This is a genomic window from Nannocystis exedens (assembly GCF_002343915.1).
GTDB lineage: Bacteria > Myxococcota_A > Polyangia > Nannocystales > Nannocystaceae > Nannocystis > Nannocystis exedens.
This window is the reverse complement of the sequence record NZ_NETK01000001.1, coordinates 3,999,508-4,020,026: the sequence shown is the minus strand read 5'-3', so window position 1 is coordinate 4,020,026 and position 20,519 is coordinate 3,999,508. Positions and strand designations below refer to the sequence as shown.

Sequence of the window (20,519 nt, the reverse complement as noted above, 5' to 3'; positions counted from 1 at the left end):
CGGCGAGGCCGCCGTACGCTCGCGGCTGCGATCACGGCAGGGCGCAGCGGCCGAGGTCCTCGAGGCCGGCGGGGGCCTGGCCCATTTCGTAATAGGGGAGGCAGACCTGGCCGGCGCCGGGGCAGTCGGGGGTGTCGAGGTCGCACAGCGGGGTGCAGCAATTGAAGCCGGGGGCGCACTCGATGGCGGCGGTCTCCGGCTCGCTGCACAGCAGGCCGGCGGCGCAGTCGGTCTTGGCGCAAGGCTCGAAGGCGGCGCCGAGCGGCGGGAGGGCGTCGGGGGTGCAGGCGAACACTTCCGGGGCGGCCCAGGTCGGGTGGCAGTGATGTTTTTCGGGACAGGTCGGCTCGAAGGGGTCGCAGGTCGGCAGGCACAGCGGGGCGGAGAAGGGTTCGTCATGGACGAACACGCAGGCGGTGCCGGGGACGTGCGCGCAATCGGGGGCTTCGTGCGAGCCGTGGCACAGGCCGACGCAGGTGCCGAGCAGGGTGTCGGGGTCGATGAACCAGCAGGTGGCGCCGCGCTCACAGTCGTTGCGGCCGCTCAGCGGACCGACCTCGGAGGTGCAGGCGCCGCCGATCGGCACCGGCTGGGGAGGGAGATCGTCGCAGATGGTGTGGATGAAGACGTCGCAGCCGCCGCCCGAGGGGGCACATTTCTCGTCGCGGCCGCAGGTTTCTTGCGACCACGGGTCGCAGAAGCTGGCGGCGACGCCGGGACACACGTCGCCGCCGACGTCGGGGACAATGATGAACGACGTGCCCGTGGTGTCGGTGGTCTCGCCGCTGTCGCTCGTGGTGGTGGGATTCGCGGTGGTGGGATTCGGCGCGGTGGAACTGGCGGTGGTCGGATTGCCGCTGGTCGTCGAGGTGGTCTCGAGCAGCGTAGTATCGCCGGCCGTGCTCGCGGAACCAGTCGTGCCCGGCCCGGTCGTGGCCGGTGAATCGGTGGTGTCGGTCGTCTCGGCGCCCGGCTTGGGGCCGCAGGCGAGGGCGCACGCGAGGGAGAACCAGACGACTCGGCGGCGAGGCGAGGAAGCCATGCCGCCGAGAATATCACAAAATTCTCTCGTAAAAATATAAAAGCTAACGATGGCGGGCCTGGGACCGCGCGGATTCGCTCACTTCACCGTCGGCACCCCGTCGACGAGGGCGGAGGCGAAGAATTCGGCGATTCGGGTCATCTCGGCCGGCTCGAAGGCGACGTAGTGGCCGTCCTTGTCTGCGGGCGCGGGCAGCATGCGGGTGACGACGGTGAACTTGCCGCCGCCGGCGTTGCCGGTGACCGGGAGCGCGACCTCGGGCAGCCATTGGCCGGACGTCCAGCCGCAGGCGACGCGCTCGTTCTCGTCGGTGTAATCATCACAGGGCGGCTGGAACAGGTTCTGGCCGGCGATCGGCGCGCCGAGGCCGATGGCGAGGTTGCCGGCGGCGCGCAGCGGGGTGTAGCGGTCGACGTGGCCGATGTAATTCAAGACGTGCTTGGCCGGGACGCCGTCGAGCGGGCGGCGACGAATGAGGGGCGCGGTGTTGTCGGCGTCGGAGCGATTGACGAAGGTGTTGAGCAGGACGAGCATCGGGTGCGGCGTGTCGAGCGGGCGATCCGGGCGCTCCTGGAACGCGAGCTGCAGCAATTCACGCGGGGCGAGCCAATCGCCGCCGGCCGGGTTTTCGACCCTGGGCTCCTCCTTGCCGAGCAGCGCGCGCGGCAGCTTGGCCCCGCCGCCGCTCAGCACCGCGGCGCGGACCAGCGGCTCGAACGGCAGGAACAGCGCGCCCGAGTTGGCGCCCTGGCTGTGGCCCATGAAGAACAGCGCGTTCGCGTCGAATTGCAGCACCTGGCCGGCGAGCAAGGTCGTGTCCTGCCATTCTTCGGCAAGGCGGACCGCGGTGAATTGATCGATCGCCCCCTGCACGATCGTGTCGCGCGCGGACTCGGGGTTGTAGACGTTGAACACCAATTGATCGACGTCGAGGCCGTCGACCTCGCCGTCGTCGTCGCTGTCGTTGCGGCGCTCGCCGTGCATCACGCCCTCGAGGGCGATCGTCGCCAGGCCGCGCCCGGCCAGCGCGCGGGCGGTGCCGTCGATCAGCGGGCTGCGGAAGCCGCCGCCGGTGCCGTGGGCGTAGACGACCGCCGGCCAGCCCTCGGCCGGCGGCGGCCCGGCCGGCAGGGTGAGGCTGAAGCAGGCGTCGAAGCTGCTGCGCTGGACCGGCAGGCCGCCCTCGACGTCAATGCGGCCGCCGATGTCGGCGTACGGCGGGATGCCCTCCTGGAAGATCGGCAGGCGCACGCGGCCCTGCACCTCGAGGTAGTCCGGCGAGGGCGCGCCGCACTCGCGCTCGGCCCGCTCGTCGGCGGTGAGGCCGGCGAACCCGGAGCACGGCCCGGGCCCGGCCGCCTGGCACAGGTGCAGGTCGGAGACGTGGAGCGGGGCGGCCCGCACGGCCGCGCGCGCACCGGCGAGGACGTCGGTGTTGGCGGCGGTGGTGAAGACGGCGCCGCCCACGAGCTCGCTCGCCTGCACGTCGACGCCGGCGCCGTTCTCGGGGCTGGCGAGGAACTGCCGCAGCGGCGCGAAGGTGTCCCACGCGGCCTTGCGCCGGGCGTCCGTCGGGGCTGTCCCTAAGAGCATGGCCGAAAAGTCAGCGTCGGGGCTGAACCGGTCGCCGTCGACGGTGCGCAAACTGTCGGTGATCAGCACGGCGTAGGTGGTGCCCGGCTCGAGCGGGACGCCGTCGATCGTCTCGACCGCGAGCCAGTTGCGGCAGATGTAATTGTTGCCGCTGGTGTCGCCGTTCTTGGCGCTGTACGACAGGCCCTCGAGCTTCTTGCCGTAGTTCGGGTGGTCGGGGTCGATGTTGACGATGGAGATGCCCTGCGGGTCGCCGATGCCGTGGGTGCTGCGAAAGAGGACCGCGCCGTTGACGGCGAAGCCCGGCGCGTCGGACCCCAGGTGCGACAACCAGCGCCCGACGACGTTGCCGAATGCGGGGTCGAGGTCGGCCGGCGGACTCGGGAAACCCGTGAGGTCGATGCCCCCGCCGCGGCGCCGGGCGTCGAGCGGGAACGGGAGGCGGAAAAAATCGCGGCCCGCGACCCGGCCGGCGTCGAGGTCGAAATAGATCTTCGGCCCCGACTCCTGCTCCTCGGCGGGCGGCGCGCAGGCGACGCCGGGCCAAAAACCGGGCGGTAAGTCGGCGCCCGTGGTCGGCTCGCCGGTGGTGGTGGTGGTGGTGCCGTCGCCGTTTCCGCCGCCCTGCGAGGCGGTCGAGCCGTCTTCTTCGAAACCACACGCGAACGGAAACAGGAGCACGACGAGGCGGGGGGACCATCGCATGCCGAGAAATATACCAGCGATGTGCGGGACCGCGCAACGCGGCTGCAGCCGGTCGATGCACGTACACCGGCTCCCACCGCGCGGTGATTGCAGACATGGAGTGCCGCCATTCGCCTCATTGCTGGTAGTACGGACCGATGATTGGCCGCCCCGGCCCGCCAGGCGGCCCCGCAGCGGGGTCCCACGTCGACAGGGGGAAACCTGCAGGTGTCTCGCCCCCAACGAGAGAAGCATGATTTGCGCGCGATAACGCACGATGCGTGATTCCGGGGAGGCCGCGTCAAACGGCCGCCAGAGGCCTCCCAGAGCCTCCTTACCCGATTATGGTCCGCGTTTGCAGGCGTTCCCGTCCGCAACGAAAGCCCATAACTTGAAAATCTGTGCTTCCATCGCTGCGGCCGCGAAGGCCCGTGCGGAGGTGTTTATGGCATCGATCGTGATGACGACCGCGCGGAGCCACGCCGCAGACCCGCTGACGGCCGCCGAAGCGCTGGTCGGCGGGCTCGGAGCGCCACCCCGCCTGGCGGTGATGTTCGCGTCGAGCGATCGAGACCAGCGCGCGCTCCATGCGGCGGTGCGGGCCCGCCTGCCGGCGACGACGCGCCTCGTCGGGGCGACGACCGCCGGGGAGATCGATCACGACGGGCTCCACACCGGCAGCGTGGTCCTCGCCGGCCTCACGGGCGACTTCGAGGTCGGCCTCGGGCTCGGCAAGAACCTCAGCGAGGCGCCGATCGAGGCAGGGGCAGCGGCGATGGCCCAGGCCTGCGCCGAGCTGGGCACCGCGCCCGAAGACCTCGACACCGCGCGCTGCGTCGGCCTCGTGATCGACGACGGCTTTCGCTACAAGAAGGAAGAGCTGCTGATCGGAATGCTCGATCGCAACCCGGGCGTGGTCCTGGTCGGCGGCGGTGCCAGCAATACGATCTTCGACCCGTCGGTCGCCCAGACCCACGTCCACGTCGACGGCGAGGTCGCCACCGACGCGGCGCTGATCGCCCTGTTCCGCACCGACGCGCCGTGGGCGGCGCTCCGCTCGCATTGGTACGAGCCGACGGGGCAGACGCTGACAATCACCAGAGTCGACGATTCGTGCACCCGCGCGCTCGAGATCGACGGCCAGCCCGCCGCCCGCCGCTACGCCGAGCTGCTCGGCGTGTCCGTCGACGAGCTCGAATTCGGCCTGCCTCGCGGCTTCTCCGAGCGCCCCACCGGCATCCGCGTCGGCCGCGAGATCTTCCTCCGCTCGCCGTGGAAGCCGCTGCCCGACGGCTCGATCCTGTTCGCCAACATGCTCGACGAGGGCGCCGAGCTCGAGCTGATGCGCCGGGTCGACATGGTCCAGTCGACCCGCGACTTCTTCACCATCGAGCTGCCCCGCCGCGTCCAGTCGCCGACCGCCGCGCTGCTGTTCCACTGCGGCGGCCGCATGTGGACCGCGCACAGCCACGGGGTGGTCGAGCAGCTGTCGCAAGCGTTCACCGCCGCGCCGACGCCCGCGGGGATGAACGTCTGCTTCGAGCTGTTCTGCGGCTTCGCCATCAACACCACCTTGACCGTGCTGGCGTTCGGCGACTCCAACCCCCGCGCCTCGTCATGAGCGTGGAACTGCCGCACGAGCTCGAGGCCCTGCGCGCCGAGGTGGCGGCGCTGCGGCAAGAGAAGGAGGCGACCGCGCGCAAGGCGACGCGGGCGATGGCCAGCTTCCAGCAGCACGCGCTGGCGATGGAGGTGATCCGCCAGAAGAACGAGGAGCTCGACCGCCTCACCGCCGAGCTCGAGCAGGCCCGCGCCGCCGAGGTCGACCGCGCCCGCGCGCTCGAGCTCGGCAACGAGAAGCTGCGCCGCAGCGAGGCGGAGAACCACCAGCTCATCGTCCGCCTGCGCGACCTGGTGGCGCAATTGTCGACGCCGATCCTGCGCGTGTGGCCGGGCGTGCTGGCGCTGCCGATCGTCGGCGCGGTCGACGAGGAGCGCGCCGCGGCGATCACCTCGCGCACGCTCGCGGAGGTGACCGCGACCCGCGCCCGCTTCGTGATCCTCGACGTCACCGGCGTGGCCACCAGCGACGCCCGCACCGCCGCGCACGTGGTCGCGCTGGCCCGCGCGACCCGCCTGCTCGGGGCCCGCTGCATCGTCTGCGGGCTGCAACCGGCGGTGGCCGGGGCGATGGCGACGCTCGGGCTCGAGACGGCGCTGGCGGCGACCCGCGACATGTCGGCGGCGCTGGCGGAGATCTTGCGCGCCCCCCCGGCCTCCCGGTCGCAGTAGAGGCCGTCGGCGTCGACGCGTCGCAAAACGGTCGAGGCGAGGATGCAGCGGCGCCGTCAGCGACGACGAGGCGCGGAGTGATTCACGCCGGCGATTCGCGCGAGGCTCGCCGCAGTGAAACTCTTGCGAGCGGGCATACAAAAACGGCGAATGCGCCGGCCTTGCTGCGGACCGGCGTTTCGGCGTATGGCGGGCCCGTCATGACGACGATCGCCGCCGAGCTGCAGGCTGCAGCCAGCCGTCTCGCGGACGAGGTGCGCAGCCTCTCGTTCTCCGAGCCGATCACGCACGTGTATCACCCGCTCGACTACGCGTGGGCGGCTCACGCCGCGTACATCGCCGCCTACGGGCGCGGCCGCAAGGACGTGGTGTTCCTCGGCATGAACCCGGGGCCGTTCGGGATGACGCAGACGGGGGTGCCGTTCGGCGAGGTCAAGGCGGTGCGCGATTTCTTGAAGATCGAGGCGCCGGTGTCGCGCCCGCAGCACGAGCACCCGGACCGGCCGGTGCAAGGGTTCGCGTGTACGCGCGCCGAGGTCAGCGGCTCGCGCCTGTGGGGCGCGGTGGCCCAGCGCTGGGGCACCGCCGAGCGGTTCTTCAACCGCCACTACGTCGCCAACTACTGCCCGCTCACCTTCATCGAGGCCAGCGGCAAGAACTTCACGCCCGACAAGCTGCCCGCCGACCAGCGCGCCCCGCTCGAGGCCGCGTGCGACCGCCACCTGCTGCGCCTGGTCGAGCTGCTCGAGCCTGCGTGGGTGATCGGCATCGGCGCGTGGGCCGAGAAGCGGGCGCAGAAGGTCGTCGGCGCGCGGTCGAAGATCGGCAAGATCCTCCACCCGAGCCCGGCGTCTCCGCTCGCCAACAGCGGGTGGGCCGACGCCGCCGCGGCCGACCTCGCCGCGCTCGGCGTGTGCCCGCTCAGTGACCTGCTGCAAGAGACAGGTCCGAAGACGCAGGTCGAAAAGGTCAGGCGCAGCGCCGCTCGCAGGGTGTCCGCGGGTTGAGGCGGGGCGCGGATCCGCACAGGGCGCGCCGCGGGGCGAGACTTGGCTATAGTTCCCGCATGCGCGAGCAGACGGTCGATGTCGCGGTGATCGGCGCGGGGACGGCGGGGCTCAACGCCCGGCGGGCGGCGGAGAAGGCCGGGGCGCACGCGGTGGCGATCGATCCGGGGCCCCTCGGCACCACCTGCGCGCGCGTCGGCTGCATGCCCTCGAAGCTGCTGATCGCGGCCGCGGAGGCGGCGCACGCGGTCCGCGAGGCGAAGATCTTCGGGGTCCACGCCGGCGAGCCGCGCGTGGTCCCCGGCGAGGTGATGGGCCGCGTCCGCCGCGAGCGCGACCGCTTCGTCGGCTTTCAGCTGCGGGACGCGAAGGCGCTGCGCGAGCGCGGGCTCCTCATCGACGGTCGAGCTCGCTTCGTCGCGCCGAACGTGCTCGCGGTCGGCGACGACCTGCGGGTGACGGCGCGCCGGGCCGTGGTGGTGGCGGTCGGCTCGGCGGTGCGATTGCCGCCGATCCTGGCGCGGCTCGAGTCGCCGTGGGTGATCGACTCGGACCGGGTGTTCGAGCTCGAGGCGATCCCCGAGCGCCTGCTGGTGGTCGGCGCGGGGCCGATCGGGGTCGAGCTCGGGCAGGCGCTGGCCCGCCTGGGCGCGCGCGTGACGGTGCTGTGCGCCGACGGCAAGGTCGCGGGGATCCGCGACCCCGCGGTGCTGGCGTCGGCCAAGTCGGCGCTGGCGCGCGAGATGACGCTGCACACGCGCTCGAACCTCGAGGCGGCCGAGGAGCGGGCCGACGGGCTGTGGGTCCGGTTCCGCGGCGAGGACGGCGAGGTGTCCGAAGGGACATGGCCTCTGGTGCTGGCGGCGACCGGCCGCGCGCCGCGGCTCGACGGGCTCGAGCTGGGGCGCGCGGGGGTCGAGCTCGACGACAAGGGCCGGCCGCGCGAGTTCGACAAGGCCACGCTGCAGTGCGGCGAGGCACCGGTGTTCCTCGCCGGCGACGCGGCCGGGCTGCGGCCGCTGCTGCACGAGGCGATCGACGACGGTCAGATCGCCGGGCGCAACGCGGCGACCTTCCCGGAGGTGCTGCCGGGCGAGCGCCGCGCGCCGCTGTCGATCGTGTTCACCGACCCGCAGGTGGCGTTCGTCGGCCGCCGGTTCGACGCGCTCGACCTCTCGACCTGCTCGATCGGCCAGGTCGACTTCGGCGACCAGGGCCGCGCGCGGGTGATGGCCAAGAACCACGGGCTCCTGCGCGTGTACGGCTCGGACGCCACGGGCGCGCTGCTCGGCGCCGAGCTGGTGGCGCCGGCCGGCGAGCACCTGGCGCACCTTCTGGCGTGGGCGATCCAGAGCGGGCTGACGGTCGACCAGGTGCTGCGGCTGCCGTTCTACCACCCGGTGGTCGAGGAGGGCCTGCGCTCGGCGCTGCTCGACCTGCGCACCCAGATGTCCGCAAAGACAGGTGCGAACAGGGCGGGCGCGGACGCTACTTCACGCACGTCCAGTGGACCGTGACGCAGAGCAGCGGGCCGAGGCCGTCCTGGCCGCAGGCGCCGCCGCCGTCGAACACCTGCTGACCGTTGGCCTGACAGCTGGTGCCGCCCTCGCAGTAGCCGCACACGTTGCCGCAGGTGCCGCCGATCTGGCCGACGCCGGCGTAGCCGAGGTTCTGGCAGATGAGCTCGTGATGGAAGCTGCCCTGATTGTTGGCGGAGATCCAGGCCCAGTTGGCGTTGGCGTCGCACACGACCCACGGGGCGCCGGTGCCGGGGTCGTTGCCCTGCTGGCACTTCTGGGCGAACACCTCGATCTTGCACGCGGGTGAGCAGCCGTCGTTGGCGTTGACGTTGCCGTCGTCGCAGTCCTCGCCGGCGGCGGGGTTGATCTTGCCGTCGCCGCAGGCGGCGGTGGTGCAGTCGTCGTCGCACTGGGCGGTCTGTCCGCCGGCGTCGCACTGCTCGCCGGCGGCGGCGTTGACCTTGCCGTCGCCGCAGGCGGCCGCGGTGCAGTCGCCGTTGCACTGCGGGGTCTCGCCGCCGCCGTCGCACCCCTCGAGGCCGGCCTGGACGACGCTGTCGCCGCACGTGGCGACGGCGCAGGTGTTGAGGCAGGCGTCCTCGTTGACGACGTTGCCGTCGTCGCAGGCCTCGCCCATCTGGACCGTGCCGTCGCCGCAGGCGCCCGCCTTGCACGCGTTGCTGCAGGCGTCGTCGTCGACCTGGTTGCCGTCGTCGCAGGCCTCGGCGCCCATCTGGACCACGCCGTCGCCGCAGGCCGCGGCGACGCAGCTGTTGCGACAGGCGTCGGTGTCGACCTGGTTGCCGTCGTCGCAGGCCTCGCCGGTCTCGATGATGCCGTTGCCGCACACCGGGTCCGGCTCGCCGGTGGTGCCCATCGTCGCGGTGGCGGTAGCGGTGGCGGTGGCGGTGGCGGTGGCGTCGGTGGTCGCGTCGGTGGTGCTCGTGGTCGCGTCGCTGTCGCTGCCGCCCTCGCTGGTCGAGGTCAATGGGTCCCCGGTCGTCGGCGCGCCGGTGCCGGTGTTCTCGTCCGTGGTCCCCGTCGGCGCGGTCGGGGGCGCGGTCGTGAACGGGTTGGTGTTCCCGCCGTCGAGCGGCTCGCCGCCGCTGCATCCCCCGACCCCCAGCACCGCGAAGGCCCCGACGATCGCTCGAACCATGGGCCCATGGTCCCGGCGGCGCTCCGGCCCGTCAAGCCGGCGCCCAGGTCCGCGTGTGCCGAGCCGGGCGCGAAGAACGTCGCTCTCCTGGAATGCAGCGGGGGGTGGATCCGCCCGCGATCGGACCGCGGCGCGGCCCAGGTCGCTGGCGCGAATCGAGGGAGGCCCGGCGTCATTGATTACATGGTGGAAAGGGCATGTGCTGTGAGACATGTGCGAGCTGCGGCGCCATTCGGCGGCGGACTCGGCCGCAAAACGGCCAGGCGCACGATCTGCCGCCATTCGCGGGATCGTGAGACTTTCGCCGTGAGCGCAAATTGCGCGGCGCCCCTGGTGTGATCATTCCGGGACGCGCGATTCCTCGCCGGCCGCGGGGCTGCGGGCCCCTACGGGTCGACCCGGGCCGCCTCGCACAGGGTTTCAGCACCCCCGTCGATGGACGGCTTCGAAAGGAACGGACGTCATGAATCACGCCACCAAAGTCCTCTTCGTCCTCGCGCTCGCCGTCGGCTGCGACCAGCAAGAGATCCTCAAGAAGGAGATCGCCGTCGTCACGGCGGCCAAGGAGCGCCAGCACACCGCGCCCGTCGAGGTCGCGCCGAAGACCGCTGCGGCGGTCGGTTCGGCCAGCGGCGTCGGCACCTTCGCCAGTTTGTCGGACTGTCTGACCTCGTGCGACGATATCCAGGCGCCGACCGACCGCAAGACCTGCCGGCTCAACTGTGACACCGCGTACGGCGCCGAGGCCCGCGGCACGGCCGAGGCGACCGAGAACGACGCGATCGCCCGCATCACCTCGTGCCTCGGCCGCTGCAACAGCAGCCAGGACAGCGAGTCCTGCGCCAACTCGTGCCAGTCCATGGCGGCCCAGGCGGATTTCTCGCCGCCGACCGAGGTGCTCACCAAGCTCGCGTCGTGCGTCAAGCTCTGCCACACCGACAAGGGCGTCCGCGCGACCGACCAGGCCACCTGCGAGCTCAACTGCGCCCAGGTCGCGCGCGTCGAGTCGACGCCGCCGCCGCAGGCCGCGCTCGCCGCGCCGGCCTCGTGAGCCGCGAATCATCGTACATGACCCATGGGCCAGGCCGCCGGCCCTGCTGGTCCCGCGATTCGGAGATAGGTTCGAAAGGACAGCTCGGCGGTTCGGCGTCAGGCCCGCGGCTTGCGGCGGATCCGGCAGCGCAGGTCGCGGGTCGGCGACAGCACGCCGAGGCCGGCGCGGGTCTTGTCGAGCGGCGGCAGGCCGGGTTCGAGCAGCTCGATGTCGAGGCGCGTCAGCGCGAGGCCGGCGAACAGCATGACCTCGTTGTTGGCGAGGAAGCGGCCGGGGCACATGCTGACGCCGCCGCCGTAGGGCATCAGCGGGATCGGCACGCGCTGGCCGCGTTTGCGGAACTGCCGCGGGCCGCCGCCCTCGGACAGGAAGCGGTCGAAGTGGAAGCGCTCGGGGTCGGGGAAGATCTCCGGGTCGCGGTGCATCAGCTGGGGGCACAGCGCGACGCGGTCGCCGGCTCGCAGGGCGATGGTCTTGCCCTCGGCCAGGGTGAGCTCGCAGTCGCGGTGGACCAGGCGGATCGTCAGCGACTCGCTGCACAGCCGCAGCGACTCGCAGACGCTGCTGAACAGCTTCGGCAGGCGCTTGAGGTCGCCGAAGCCGCGCTCCTCGACCTCGGCGACGATCGCGGCGCGGCCCGGCGGGTCGTGCAGCAGGTGCGCCAGCGACCAGAAGGCCGCCGGCAAGGTGTTGGCCTGCGAGGCCCAGACGATCGCGGCCTGGAGGAGCTGGCGATTGCGCGGGGTGGTGATCTTCGCCAGCAGGAGGTCGCGCGCGCGGATGAAGGCGCTGGCGTCGGGGCGCATCGGGTCGACGCGGACGAGCAGCCGCTCGCGCGCGCGGAGCAGCCCGGGGAAGGCCCTCGCCGGCACGCCGGCCGCGAGCAGCGGGAACCACCGGTCGGTGCGCTGGAAGTCGCGCAGCGCGGCGTCGTCGGCGATGCCCTCGCCGTACAGCGTCTCCATGCCGGCGGCGAAGATCACCCGGGCGCTGAAGTCGAACAGGCCCTGCTCCTGCCAGTCGTCGCCGGTGAAGCGGTCGAAGGCGACGCGCAGGCGCTCCTCCATGCGGGCCGTCAGCGGCGCGAGCGCGGCGTTCTTGAGGTGCTCGTGGTAATAGCGCTCGAGCTCGTCGAGGCCGGGGCCGGGCGGCGGCGAGTGGTAGCCGAACGCGCGCGTGCCGATCTCCTGGCCGATCTCGTGGAAGGTCAGGTTGTCCTGCGCCTTGAGCACCTGCGGGTAGCTCAGCGGGTCGCAGATGAAGTGCATCCGCTGGCCCGCCACGAGCAGGGTGAAGACATCGCCGTGCTCGCGCTGGCACGCGCGCAGCAGGGCGGTGAGGTCGCGCCCGATCTCCAGCGCGTGGCCGACGAAGGGCAGGCGCGGGCGGACGATCGGCGGCTCCCCGGGCCGCCGCGCCCCGCCGGTCATACGAATGGCGGCGCGATCGGTGGCGCGAACGAGGACGGTGCGGAGCGACGCGAGCATCGCCCGGGACTATAACACGGGGCGATTCGGGGGCGCCGAGAACCTGTCCGAAGAGTCATGTCCCCGCGCCGATCCGGCGCAGGTACTCGGCCCGCGGGAAGTGCTTGCCGGGGCACTGGGTGAGCTTGTCGTCGACGACGCGGTGGGTGCTGACGCGCTCGGCGGGGATCGAGCACTCGCGCATGAGCGCGGCGGTGAGGTCGACGAGGGCGTCGAGCATCGGCGCGGGCAGCGGCCGCTCCTCGAAGTTGCCGATCAGGCACACAGCGATCGAGGCCGGGGCGTTCTCGGGCTTGAACAGGTGCGCGGCCGGCTCCTGATACCGCCAGCGCGCGGCCTCGACGAGCCCCGCCGGGCGCTTCTTGCCGTTGTTGATCACGAAGTGGTACTCGGCCCCGAGCGGGTCGCCGAAGCGCTTGCGGTGGTAGCGGTCGATGCCCTCCAGCGTGGCCCACTCGGCCGCGGTGTGGTGCACGACGATCCACTGCCAGACCCGCAGCGGGGCGCCGGGGGCGCGAAGGCGCGCCAGCAGCTCGGCGTTGCTGGCCGCGACGTCGACCTCGGGCGGTCGCGCATGCACGCGGGCGGGCAGGAGGGCGGTGCAGGCGGCGGCGAGCAGGGAACGACGGCGCATGGTCTTTTGCCACTACGCACGGACCCGCCGCCCGAGTCCGACCCGCCGCCGTAACAACGTACGATTGGCGAGGCGCGCCATCCGGGCCGCGTTCGCGGCGGCCGACTCGGGCCCGCGCCGACGCGGCCGCGCGGCGGTTTCGCGGCCGCGGCGCGAGAGAAGTCGCCGCGGCCGCGGCGCCCGAGAGCCGCGTTTGCTCTTGCGGTCGGCGGGGCGATGCGCGAAAAGGCTTATCGAGGAGAAACAATGGCCACACGGCACCTGCTCTTGCCCCTCGCGCTGCTTCTGAGCGCGGCGGCGGCTCCCGTCCAGGCGGCGCCCGCGAAGCCCGCCGCGGACTCGCCAGGGGTCGACATCCCCTACGAACGCTACGTCCTGCCCAACGGCCTCGAGGTGATCTTGCACCGCGACTCGGCCGCGCCGCTGGTCGTCACGAACCTCTGGTACCACGTCGGCAGCGGCGACGAGACGCCCGGCAAGAGCGGCTTTGCCCACCTGTTCGAACACATGATGTTCCAGGGCGCGAAGCACATCGGCAACGACGTCCACTTCAAGATCCTGCAGGAGATCGGCGGCACCGGAATCAACGGTACCACCAATTCGGATCGCACCAATTACTTCGAGGTGGTGCCCAGCCACCAGCTCGAGACGGCGCTGTGGCTCGAGTCGGATCGCATGGGCTACATGCTCGACCTGCTCGACGAGAAGAGCCTCGCCAACCAGCGCGACGTGGTCCGCAACGAGCGGCGCCAGCGCTACGACAACGTGCCCTACGGCCGCGAGCGCTTCGCCGTCGCCGAGGCGCTGTACCCCGAAGGCCACCCGTACCGCTACCTGACGATCGGCCGCCACGAGGACCTCGAGGCCGCCAGCGTCGCCGACGTGCAGGGCTTCTTCCGCAAGTGGTACGTGCCGAGCAACGCGACCCTGACGATCGCCGGCGACTTCGAGCCGGAGCAGGCCAAGGCGCTGGTCCAGAAGTGGTTCGGCAGCTTCCCGAAGCTGCCGCAGCCGGCCCACCCGCAGGTCGGCGCGCCGCAGCTGACGCAGACGGTCCGCCGCGAGCTCGACGACCCGTTCGCCCGCCTCTACCGCATCCACTACGCCTGGCACAGCCCGCCCCGCCTCGGCGGCGGCGACATCGAGCTCGAGGTCCTGGCCGACGTGCTCGGCTCGACCGGCTGGGGTCGTCTCTACAAGGCGCTGGTGCTCGAGGACAAGAGCGCGCAGTCGGTGTCGGCCTACCAGAGCGGCGCCGGCCACTCCGGCACGTTCCACGTCGTCGTCGACCTCAAGCCGGGCCAGGACCCGGTCAAGGCCGAGCTGACGATCCGCCGCGAGCTCGAGCGGATCCTCCGCGAGCCGGTCAGCGACGCCGAGATGCGCCGCGTGGTCGTCGGCACCGAGTCGTCGTTCGTGTGGGGCCTGGAGGACGTGATGGGCCGCGTCGAGCGGCTGCAGTACTTCAACCACTACGCCCGCGACCCCGGCTACGCCAACACTTACCTCCAGCGGCTGCGCGCGGTCACGCCGGCGCGCGTGCGCGAGGTCGCCAACCAGTGGCTGGTCAAGCCGCACGCCGAGATCCTCACCAAGCCGGCCGCGCCGCCGCCGGGGCAGTCCGACGGGACAGGTCCGAAAGGACCTGGCGCTTCGGCCAAGCCCGAAGGGACAGGCGCGAAGAAGCCCGCCGCCGAGGCCAAGCCCGACGCGGCCGGCGACGCCGCGGGCAAGAAGAAGCCCGCCGCCGCCGACAAGCCGGCCGACGCCGCCGGGGCCGAGAAGCCGGCGCCGAAGCCGAAGAAGCCCGCAGCCACGGACAAGCCGGCGGAAGCCGCCGCCGCGAAGGAGGGCTGACATGAAGACCACGATTACGCTGAGCCTCCTCGCACTGTCGGCCGCCGTCGCCGCGTGCAAACCGCAGCCCGCCAGCCAGCCGCCCGTCGAGCAGCCGTCGACGGCGCCGGTCGCGACCGCGCCGACCGAGGCCGAGGCCGCGCCGCCGCCCGCCGACTGGCCCGACGAGCCGTTCCGCGCCACCCGCCCGACCCCGGCCCAGGTCGCCGAGCTCAAGCTGCCGCAGGTCGAGACGTTCAAGCTCGACAACGGCCTCGAGGTCTACCTCGTCCGCAACGACAAGCTGCCGACGGTGTACATGACCTTCGAGTTCGACTTCGGCGGCGTCAGCGACCCCAAGAACCAGGTCGGCCTACATTCGCTGTGCCTCGACCTGCTCGACGAGGGCACCGCCCGCCTCGACAAGGTCGCGTGGGAGGAGAAGCTGGCCGACCACGCCGTCAGCGTCACCGCCAGCGGCGGCTCCGACACGTCGAACCTGACGGTCCGCTCGCTCAAGCGCGAGCTGCCGGCCGCGCTCGACCTGCTGGCCGAGATGCTGCGCGAGCCGGGCATGCGCGAGGCCGACTTCCAGCGCCTCAAGGACCGCCGCAAGGCCTCGATCGCGCAGGCCAAGGGCAACCCCGGCTCGATCGCCGGCCGCGTGATCGCGCCGCTCTTGTGGGGCGCCGACCACCCGTACGGCCGGCTCGAGACCGAAAAGACGATCGACGCCGTCCAGCTCAAGGACTGCTCCAAGGTGGTCGGCAAGCTCAAGCCCGGCGGCGCCCGGCTGTGGGTGGTCGGCCAGATCTCCCAGGACGAGATCAAGCAAGAGCTGGCGTCGCGCCTGCCCGAGTGGAAGGGCAAGGCGCCGGCCAAGACCGCCGTCCCGGCCGCCAAGCCGCGGCTCGGCTCGGTGTTCTTCGTCCACGTCAAGGACGCGCCGCAGTCGTCGGTGTACGTCGGCCACGCGGGGCCCAAGCGCAACGCGCCCGACTACGAGGCGACCGACCTGATGGCGGAGATCCTCGGCGGCTCGTTCTCCAGCCGGATCAACATGAACCTGCGCGAGGACAAGGGCTACACCTACGGCGGCCGCGCCGGCTTCGGCTACCGCCGCGCCGGCAGCACGTTCGCCGCCAGCAGCCAGGTCCGCACCGACGCGACCGGCCCGTCGCTGCGCGAGATCGCCAAGGAGATCGCGACCATGCGCACCTCCGACGCGAAGCCCGACGAGCTGTTCCGCGTGCAAGAAGGCGCCCTGCTGGCCCTGCCCGCCGAGTTCGACACGCCCACCGCGACCCTCGGCGCGTTCCGCCAGCTCAAGTTCTTCGGGCTGCCGCTCGACTGGTACGACGGCTATCAGAAGCGCCTCCGCGCGGTCGACATCGCCGCGGTCCGCAAGGCGGCCGAGAAGCACCTGCGCGCCAAGGACTTCGTCGTGCTCGTGGTCGGCGACGCCAGCAAGGTGCTCGGCGACCTCGACGCGATCGCCAGCGAGAAGCTGTTCGGCAACGGCGGCGTGGTCGTCCTCGACGCCGACGCCCAGCCCGCCAAGCGGCCCGAGTAGGCGACGCCCCACTTCGGCGATGACGCGAGCGCGCGGTCCTCGGGCCGCGCGCTCGTTGTATTTCAGCGCGACGGGGCGGGAGATGGGAGGATGTACATAGGCGCGCGCGCATCCGCGCGAGTACACGCATTCGAAGTCGTATGATTGAGCCGCGGGCGCGCGTCGGCGCGCCCGCGGCGAGCGCCTGCGCGGGCGGCCGCCGGACGGCGTGTGTACATGGTTTCGCGTGGACAGCTCGCGCGCGGCCGTGTTTGACTCGTGGAATGGCAAATCTCTCCGGTCCCGCAGCCGAGGCGCGGGAGGCCCGACTCCTGCGTCATGCGCCGTTCATCGCCGTCGAGCTCGACGCCCGGCGGCGGATCACGGTGTGGAACGAGGCGGCGGTCCGCGTGTTCGCGGTGCCGGCCGCCGAGGCGACAGGTGCCGCGATCGAGCAGATCCTGCCGAGCGAGGGCGATCTCTGGGCCGACCTCGCCGAGGGCGGCTCGCGGACGGCCACGCACACGCGCAAGGACGGGGTCGAGGTGACCTGCGAATGGACCTGCCAGGCCGAGCGCGACGCCGAGGGGCAGATCGTGGCGACCGCCTGCTACGGCCGCGACATCACCGACCGGGCCGCCCGCGAGGCGACGCTCCGCCTCGAGGGCGCGATGCTGCGGGCGATCATCGAGAACATGAACATCATCGTGTGGACGATGCAGCACGACGGGCTATGTACATACCACCAGGGCAAGGGGCTCGCGAGCATCGGCATGCCCCCGCACGCGCTGGTCGGCAAGAACATCCGCGAGCTCTACAAAAACCTCGGCCCGGAGCCGCTCGACGCCGCCCTCGCCGGGACGCTGCAGCACACCTCGACCGAGGTGCACGGGGCGAGCTTCGAGAACTGGATGATCCCGGTGCGCGGCGAGGACGGGTCGATCGAGCTGATCGTGGCGCTGTCGCTCAACGTGACCGAGCAGCGCGAGGGCGAGAGGGCGCTGCGCGAGAAGCTGCTGCAGATCGAGCAACAACAGCAGGTGATCCGCGAGCTGTCGAGCCCGATCATCGAGGTGTGGGACCGGGTGCTGACGGTGCCGATCATCGGCACGCTCGACAGCGGCCGCGCCGCCGAGCTGATGGACAACCTGCTGCAGGCAGTGGCGAAGACCCGCGCCCGCTTCGCCATCCTCGACCTCACCGGCGTCGAGGAGGTCGACACCGGCACCGCGAGCCACCTCCTCGGCCTCGTCCGCGCGGTCCGCCTGCTCGGCGCCGAGAGCGTGATCACGGGCATTCACCCCAACATCGCCCAGACGATCGTGGCCCTCGGCCTCGAGACGACGGCGATGACGGTCCGCGCGACGCTGCGCGAGGCGCTCGGCCACTGCATCCGCGCGATGGCCGACGCGCGCAAGTGAAAGACGCGAGGGGCGTCGCGCCCGTCGTGGTCGCAATCATCGCAGTCGGCGCGTCACGCCGACTTCATGTTGCGGTGCGCCCCGAAGGTCGTCTTGAGCGACTCGGCCAAGAAGTCGCGCAGCAGCGCCACGCGGGTGGGGACGTGGCGGCCGGAGGGCAGCACCAGCGACAGGTCGGCGTGGGTCCAGCAGTGCTCGGGCAGGACGCGCACGAGCCGCTTGGCGGCCACCGAGCGGGCCGCGAGGACGTGCGGCAGGTAGGCGACGCCGGCCCCGGCCTCGGCGGCGTGGACGACGAAGGAGAGGTCGTCGACGTTGATCGCGCCGGCGACCTCGACGTGCTCCTCGCCCTTCGGCCCGCGCAGGGTCCAGGTGCTGCGGCCGCCGCGGGCACGGAACAGCACGCACTCGTGGTCGGCCAGCTCGGCCAGCGTCGTCGGCGTGCCGCGGCGCTTGAGGTAGCCCGGCGCGGCGTACAGGCCGTCGGCGAAGCTGCCGAGCTTCTTCGCGATCAGGCTCGAGTCTTTGAGGCGAGATGCCCGAAGGGCCAGGTCGAAGCCCTCGCGCACCATGTCGACGATCCGCGCCGTCAGCACCAGATCGATCTGGATCTGCGGGTGCTCGCGCACGAACCGCGTCAGCGGCTCGGCCAAGAACTCGCCGAGGTCGACCGGCGCCGTGATGCGCACCGTGCCGCGCGGCTCGTGCCCGAGGTCGGCGGCGGTCAGCGCGGCCTCCTCGAGCGCCGACAGGGCCCCGCGCGCCTTCTGATAGAACGCGCTGCCGGCGTCCGTGAGGTGCAGGCGACGCGTGGTACGCTGCAGCAGCCGCACGCCGAGGTCCTCCTCGAGGCGGGCGACGCTGCGGCTGACGGACGACTTGGGCAGGCCCAGCACCTGGGCGGCGGCGGTGAAGCTCTCCGCCTCGACCACGCGCACGAACGCGGCAACCTTGACCGGATCGATTGTTGTCATGGGAGCAACGATGAGTTGTGACTATCCCATCTGGTCGGCCCTGCGGCAAGCCCTAAGCTCGGCTGCATGTCCCGCCTGCTCCCCACCCTCGCTCGCTCCCTCCTCGGCCTCCTCTTCCTCGTGTTCGGGCTCAACGGCTTTTTCCACTTCATGCCGACCCCGCCGCACCCGGCCCGCGCCGGCGAGTTCCTCGGGGCCCTGGCCGCCACCGGCTACATGTTCCCGCTGATCAAGGGCACGGAGGTGGTCGCCGGCGCGCTGCTGCTGTCGGGCCGCCTGGTGCCGCTGGCGCTGGTCCTGCTGGCGCCGGTGATCGTCAACATCGTCGCCTTCCACCTGGCCCTCGCGCCAGGCGGCTACGGCATGCTGGCGTTCATCGTCGGCCTCGAGGCGTACCTCGCGTGGGCCTACCGCGACAGCTTCGTCGGGGTGCTCAACCCGAACGCGCGCCCGGTCGCCGGCGAGCAGGCGGCGCCGCAGCTGGCCCGCGCCCGCGCGTGAGCGCCCCCGCGACCGCGCGTCGCGCGGGCCCCGACGCGCCGCCGGACGGGGACATGGGGCTGATGCCGCCGTCACGGCGCGGCCGGCCCGCGCGACGCACGATCGAAGGGGTCAACGCTGCGCCGCGTCGGCGGCGAGCCGGTAGTCCTTGAACTGCTCGCGCAATTGCAGCTTGGAGATCTTCCCGGTGGCGGTGTGCGGCAGGGCGTCGACGAACTCGACGGCGTCCGGCAGCCACCACCGGGGCACGCTCTCGGCGATGTGCGCGAGCACGACCGCGGGGTCGACGGCGGCGCCGGGCTGCTTGACCAGCACGAGCAGCGGCCGCTCGGCCCAGCGCGGGTGGGCGACGCCGATCACCGCCGCCTCGGCGACGCCCGGCACGCCGACGGCGAGGTTCTCGAGCGTGATCGACGAGATCCACTCGCCGCCGGACTTGATGACGTCCTTCGAGCGGTCGGTGATCTGCATGTAGCCGGCCGGGTCGATGGTGGCCACGTCGCCGGTGCTGAACCAGCCGTCCGCGTGCGCGGTCGACTCGGCCTTGTAATAGCCGCTGCACACCCAGGGGCCGCGGATCTGCAGGTCGCCCGCGGCCACGCCGTCGTGCGCCAGCGGCCGTCCGTCGTCGCCGACGATCCGCAGCTCGACGCCGAACACCTGCCGGCCCTGCTTGCGCTGCACGGCGATCTGCTGGTCCTTGGGCCAGGTGCGGATCGCCGGGCTCAGGGCGCAGGCGGTCCCGAGCGGGCTGGTCTCGGTCATGCCCCAGGCGTGCAGGACCTCGACGCCGTAGTCGTCCTGGAAGCTGCGGATCATCGCCTCGGGCGCGGCCGAGCCGCCGATGACGACGCGCTTCAGGGTGGTGAACCGCTTGCCCTGCTGCTTCACGTGCGCGAGCAGGCCCATCCACACCGTCGGTACGCCGGCGCTCATCGTCACCCCCTCGTCCTCGAACAGAGAGTAGAGGCTCTCGCCGTCGAGCCGCGGGCCGGGCATCACCAGGCGCGTGCCGGTCAGCGCGGCCGCGTAGGGCAGGCCCCAGGCGTTGACGTGGAACATCGGCACCACCGGCAGCACCGTCTCGCGCTCGCCGAGGCGGAACACGTCGGGCAGGGCGATCCCGAACGAGTGCAGCACCGTCGACCGGTGGCTGTAGAGCACGCCCTTGGGCTCGCCGGTGGTGCCGCTGGTGTAGCACAGCGACGAGGCGGTGTCCTCGGGGAACTCGGGCCACTGCAGGGTCCCGGGCTGGGCCGCGAGGATGTCCTCATAGACATGTGCGTTCGGCAATGTCGTTGGAGGCATGTGCTCGCGGTCGGTCATGACGACCACGGCCCGCAGCGCGGGGCAGCGCGGCGCGAGCTTCTCCACCAGGGGCACGAAGGTGAGGTCGGTCAGCAGGACCGTGTCCTCGGCGTGGTTCAGGATGTAGACCAGCTGATCGAAGAACAGGCGCGGGTTGAGGGTGTGGCACACGGCGCCGATGCCGGACACGGCGAAGTAGGTCTCGACGTGGCGGAAGCCGTTCCACGCCAGGGTGGCGACGCGGTCGCCGGGGCCGACGCCGAGGGCCTGCAGCGCCTCGGCGAGCCGCCGCGCCCGCTGCTCGAGCGCGCGGTAGGTGGTGCGATGCATCGGCCCCTCGACGGTGCGCGACACCATCGTCTGGTCGGCGTGGACCCGCGCGGCGTGGCGGATGAGGCCGGAGATCAGCAGGGGTGAGTGCATCATCAAGCCGGTGAGGTGCATGCAGGGCTCCA

At 71.9% G+C, this 20,519-nt stretch carries 16 protein-coding genes; 9 read left to right on the top strand and 7 right to left on the bottom strand.

The window, feature by feature from the left end:
- Window positions 1–31 precede the first annotated feature (31 nt).
- Together NAEX_RS15815 and NAEX_RS15810 are read right to left on the bottom strand one after the other, a co-directional pair.
- Window positions 32–1,042: a hypothetical protein gene (locus tag NAEX_RS15815; protein ID WP_096328326.1), complete on the bottom strand. Its 1,011-nt coding sequence runs from the start codon at window positions 1,040–1,042 to the stop codon at window positions 32–34.
- Window positions 1,043–1,120: 78 nt separating this feature from the next.
- Entirely contained in the window at window positions 1,121–3,340 is a 2,220-nt protein-coding gene (locus NAEX_RS15810) for an alpha/beta hydrolase family protein (protein WP_096328325.1), read from the bottom strand.
- A 424-nt stretch (window positions 3,341–3,764) separates the two neighbouring features.
- On the opposite strand from NAEX_RS15810, the gene NAEX_RS15805 reads away from it, so the two are divergent.
- From NAEX_RS15805 to NAEX_RS15790, 4 genes are all read left to right on the top strand, one after another.
- Window positions 3,765–4,940, top strand: coding sequence for an FIST signal transduction protein (locus tag NAEX_RS15805; RefSeq protein WP_096328324.1), 1,176 nt, complete (start codon window positions 3,765–3,767; stop codon window positions 4,938–4,940).
- Window positions 4,937–5,611 (top strand): STAS domain-containing protein, encoded by a 675-nt coding sequence (locus tag NAEX_RS15800; RefSeq protein ID WP_143140608.1) that lies wholly within the window; start codon window positions 4,937–4,939, stop codon window positions 5,609–5,611. Before NAEX_RS15805 ends, NAEX_RS15800 begins: the two co-directional genes overlap by 4 nt.
- Window positions 5,612–5,811: 200 nt before the next feature.
- Entirely contained in the window at window positions 5,812–6,618 is an 807-nt protein-coding gene (locus tag NAEX_RS15795) for a uracil-DNA glycosylase family protein (protein WP_143140609.1), read from the top strand.
- A gap of 59 nt (window positions 6,619–6,677) precedes the next feature.
- Window positions 6,678–8,135, top strand: coding sequence for a dihydrolipoyl dehydrogenase (locus NAEX_RS15790; protein ID WP_096328322.1), 1,458 nt, complete (start codon window positions 6,678–6,680; stop codon window positions 8,133–8,135).
- Here NAEX_RS15790 and NAEX_RS15785 read toward each other — a convergent pair.
- On the bottom strand, window positions 8,107–9,297 hold the full coding sequence (locus NAEX_RS15785) for a DUF4215 domain-containing protein (protein ID WP_170135758.1): 1,191 nt from the start codon (window positions 9,295–9,297) through the stop codon (window positions 8,107–8,109). The genes NAEX_RS15790 and NAEX_RS15785 overlap by 29 nt on opposite strands.
- 463 nt (window positions 9,298–9,760) lie before the next feature.
- Here NAEX_RS15785 and NAEX_RS15780 point away from each other — a divergent pair, with 463 nt between their 5' ends.
- A complete protein-coding gene (locus NAEX_RS15780; protein ID WP_096328320.1) occupies window positions 9,761–10,348 on the top strand; it encodes a hypothetical protein in 588 nt (195 codons plus the stop codon).
- A gap of 98 nt (window positions 10,349–10,446) precedes the next feature.
- Here NAEX_RS15780 and NAEX_RS15775 read toward each other — a convergent pair whose 3' ends face one another.
- Entirely contained in the window at window positions 10,447–11,838 is a 1,392-nt protein-coding gene (locus NAEX_RS15775; protein ID WP_096328319.1) for a cytochrome P450, read from the bottom strand.
- 55 nt (window positions 11,839–11,893) lie between these two features.
- Window positions 11,894–12,472, bottom strand: a complete 579-nt coding sequence (locus tag NAEX_RS15770; protein ID WP_096328318.1) for a peptidoglycan recognition protein family protein — start codon at window positions 12,470–12,472, stop codon at window positions 11,894–11,896.
- Between the two features lie 246 nt (window positions 12,473–12,718).
- On the opposite strand from NAEX_RS15770, the gene NAEX_RS15765 reads away from it, so the two are divergent.
- From NAEX_RS15765 to NAEX_RS15755, 3 genes are all read left to right on the top strand, one after another.
- A complete protein-coding gene (locus NAEX_RS15765; RefSeq protein WP_170135757.1) occupies window positions 12,719–14,329 on the top strand; it encodes a M16 family metallopeptidase in 1,611 nt (536 codons plus the stop codon).
- A gap of 1 nt (window position 14,330) precedes the next feature.
- A complete protein-coding gene (locus NAEX_RS15760; protein WP_096328316.1) occupies window positions 14,331–15,881 on the top strand; it encodes a M16 family metallopeptidase in 1,551 nt (516 codons plus the stop codon).
- Between the two features lie 263 nt (window positions 15,882–16,144).
- Window positions 16,145–17,281, top strand: coding sequence for an STAS domain-containing protein (locus tag NAEX_RS15755; protein ID WP_170135756.1), 1,137 nt, complete (start codon window positions 16,145–16,147; stop codon window positions 17,279–17,281).
- Between the two features lie 53 nt (window positions 17,282–17,334).
- Here the strand turns inward: NAEX_RS15755 and NAEX_RS15750 are convergent, their stop codons facing one another.
- Complete coding sequence (locus NAEX_RS15750; RefSeq protein WP_245913731.1) at window positions 17,335–18,255, bottom strand: LysR family transcriptional regulator; 921 nt, start codon at window positions 18,253–18,255, stop codon at window positions 17,335–17,337.
- Between the two features lie 66 nt (window positions 18,256–18,321).
- On the opposite strand from NAEX_RS15750, the gene NAEX_RS15745 reads away from it, so the two are divergent.
- Window positions 18,322–18,756 (top strand): DoxX family protein, encoded by a 435-nt coding sequence (locus tag NAEX_RS15745; protein ID WP_177325924.1) that lies wholly within the window; start codon window positions 18,322–18,324, stop codon window positions 18,754–18,756.
- A gap of 111 nt (window positions 18,757–18,867) precedes the next feature.
- Here NAEX_RS15745 and NAEX_RS15740 read toward each other — a convergent pair whose 3' ends face one another.
- Window positions 18,868–20,508 carry a 3-(methylthio)propionyl-CoA ligase gene (locus NAEX_RS15740; protein ID WP_096328314.1) on the bottom strand — a complete coding sequence of 547 codons (1,641 nt, stop codon included), beginning with the start codon at window positions 20,506–20,508 and terminating at the stop codon, window positions 18,868–18,870.
- Between the last annotated feature and the right edge of the window lie 11 nt (window positions 20,509–20,519).

Excerpts from the sequence above, each read along its gene's own strand:
- NAEX_RS15795 (WP_143140609.1), top strand. The coding sequence starts at position 5,812 with ATGACGACGATCGCCGCCGAGCTGCAGGCTGCAGCCAGCCGTCTCGCG.
- NAEX_RS15740 (WP_096328314.1), bottom strand. The coding sequence starts at position 20,508 with ATGCACCTCACCGGCTTGATGATGCACTCACCCCTGCTGATCTCCGGC.
- NAEX_RS15760 (WP_096328316.1), top strand. The coding sequence starts at position 14,331 with ATGAAGACCACGATTACGCTGAGCCTCCTCGCACTGTCGGCCGCCGTC.
- NAEX_RS15800 (WP_143140608.1), top strand. The coding sequence starts at position 4,937 with ATGAGCGTGGAACTGCCGCACGAGCTCGAGGCCCTGCGCGCCGAGGTG.
- NAEX_RS15750 (WP_245913731.1), bottom strand. The coding sequence starts at position 18,255 with ATGACAACAATCGATCCGGTCAAGGTTGCCGCGTTCGTGCGCGTGGTC.
- NAEX_RS15785 (WP_170135758.1), bottom strand. The coding sequence starts at position 9,297 with ATGGTTCGAGCGATCGTCGGGGCCTTCGCGGTGCTGGGGGTCGGGGGA.
- NAEX_RS15765 (WP_170135757.1), top strand. The coding sequence starts at position 12,719 with ATGGCCACACGGCACCTGCTCTTGCCCCTCGCGCTGCTTCTGAGCGCG.
- NAEX_RS15810 (WP_096328325.1), bottom strand. The coding sequence starts at position 3,340 with ATGCGATGGTCCCCCCGCCTCGTCGTGCTCCTGTTTCCGTTCGCGTGT.
- NAEX_RS15775 (WP_096328319.1), bottom strand. The coding sequence starts at position 11,838 with ATGCTCGCGTCGCTCCGCACCGTCCTCGTTCGCGCCACCGATCGCGCC.
- NAEX_RS15805 (WP_096328324.1), top strand. The coding sequence starts at position 3,765 with ATGGCATCGATCGTGATGACGACCGCGCGGAGCCACGCCGCAGACCCG.
- NAEX_RS15745 (WP_177325924.1), top strand. The coding sequence starts at position 18,322 with ATGTCCCGCCTGCTCCCCACCCTCGCTCGCTCCCTCCTCGGCCTCCTC.
- NAEX_RS15755 (WP_170135756.1), top strand. The coding sequence starts at position 16,145 with ATGGCAAATCTCTCCGGTCCCGCAGCCGAGGCGCGGGAGGCCCGACTC.
- NAEX_RS15770 (WP_096328318.1), bottom strand. The coding sequence starts at position 12,472 with ATGCGCCGTCGTTCCCTGCTCGCCGCCGCCTGCACCGCCCTCCTGCCC.
- NAEX_RS15815 (WP_096328326.1), bottom strand. The coding sequence starts at position 1,042 with ATGGCTTCCTCGCCTCGCCGCCGAGTCGTCTGGTTCTCCCTCGCGTGC.
- NAEX_RS15790 (WP_096328322.1), top strand. The coding sequence starts at position 6,678 with ATGCGCGAGCAGACGGTCGATGTCGCGGTGATCGGCGCGGGGACGGCG.
- NAEX_RS15780 (WP_096328320.1), top strand. The coding sequence starts at position 9,761 with ATGAATCACGCCACCAAAGTCCTCTTCGTCCTCGCGCTCGCCGTCGGC.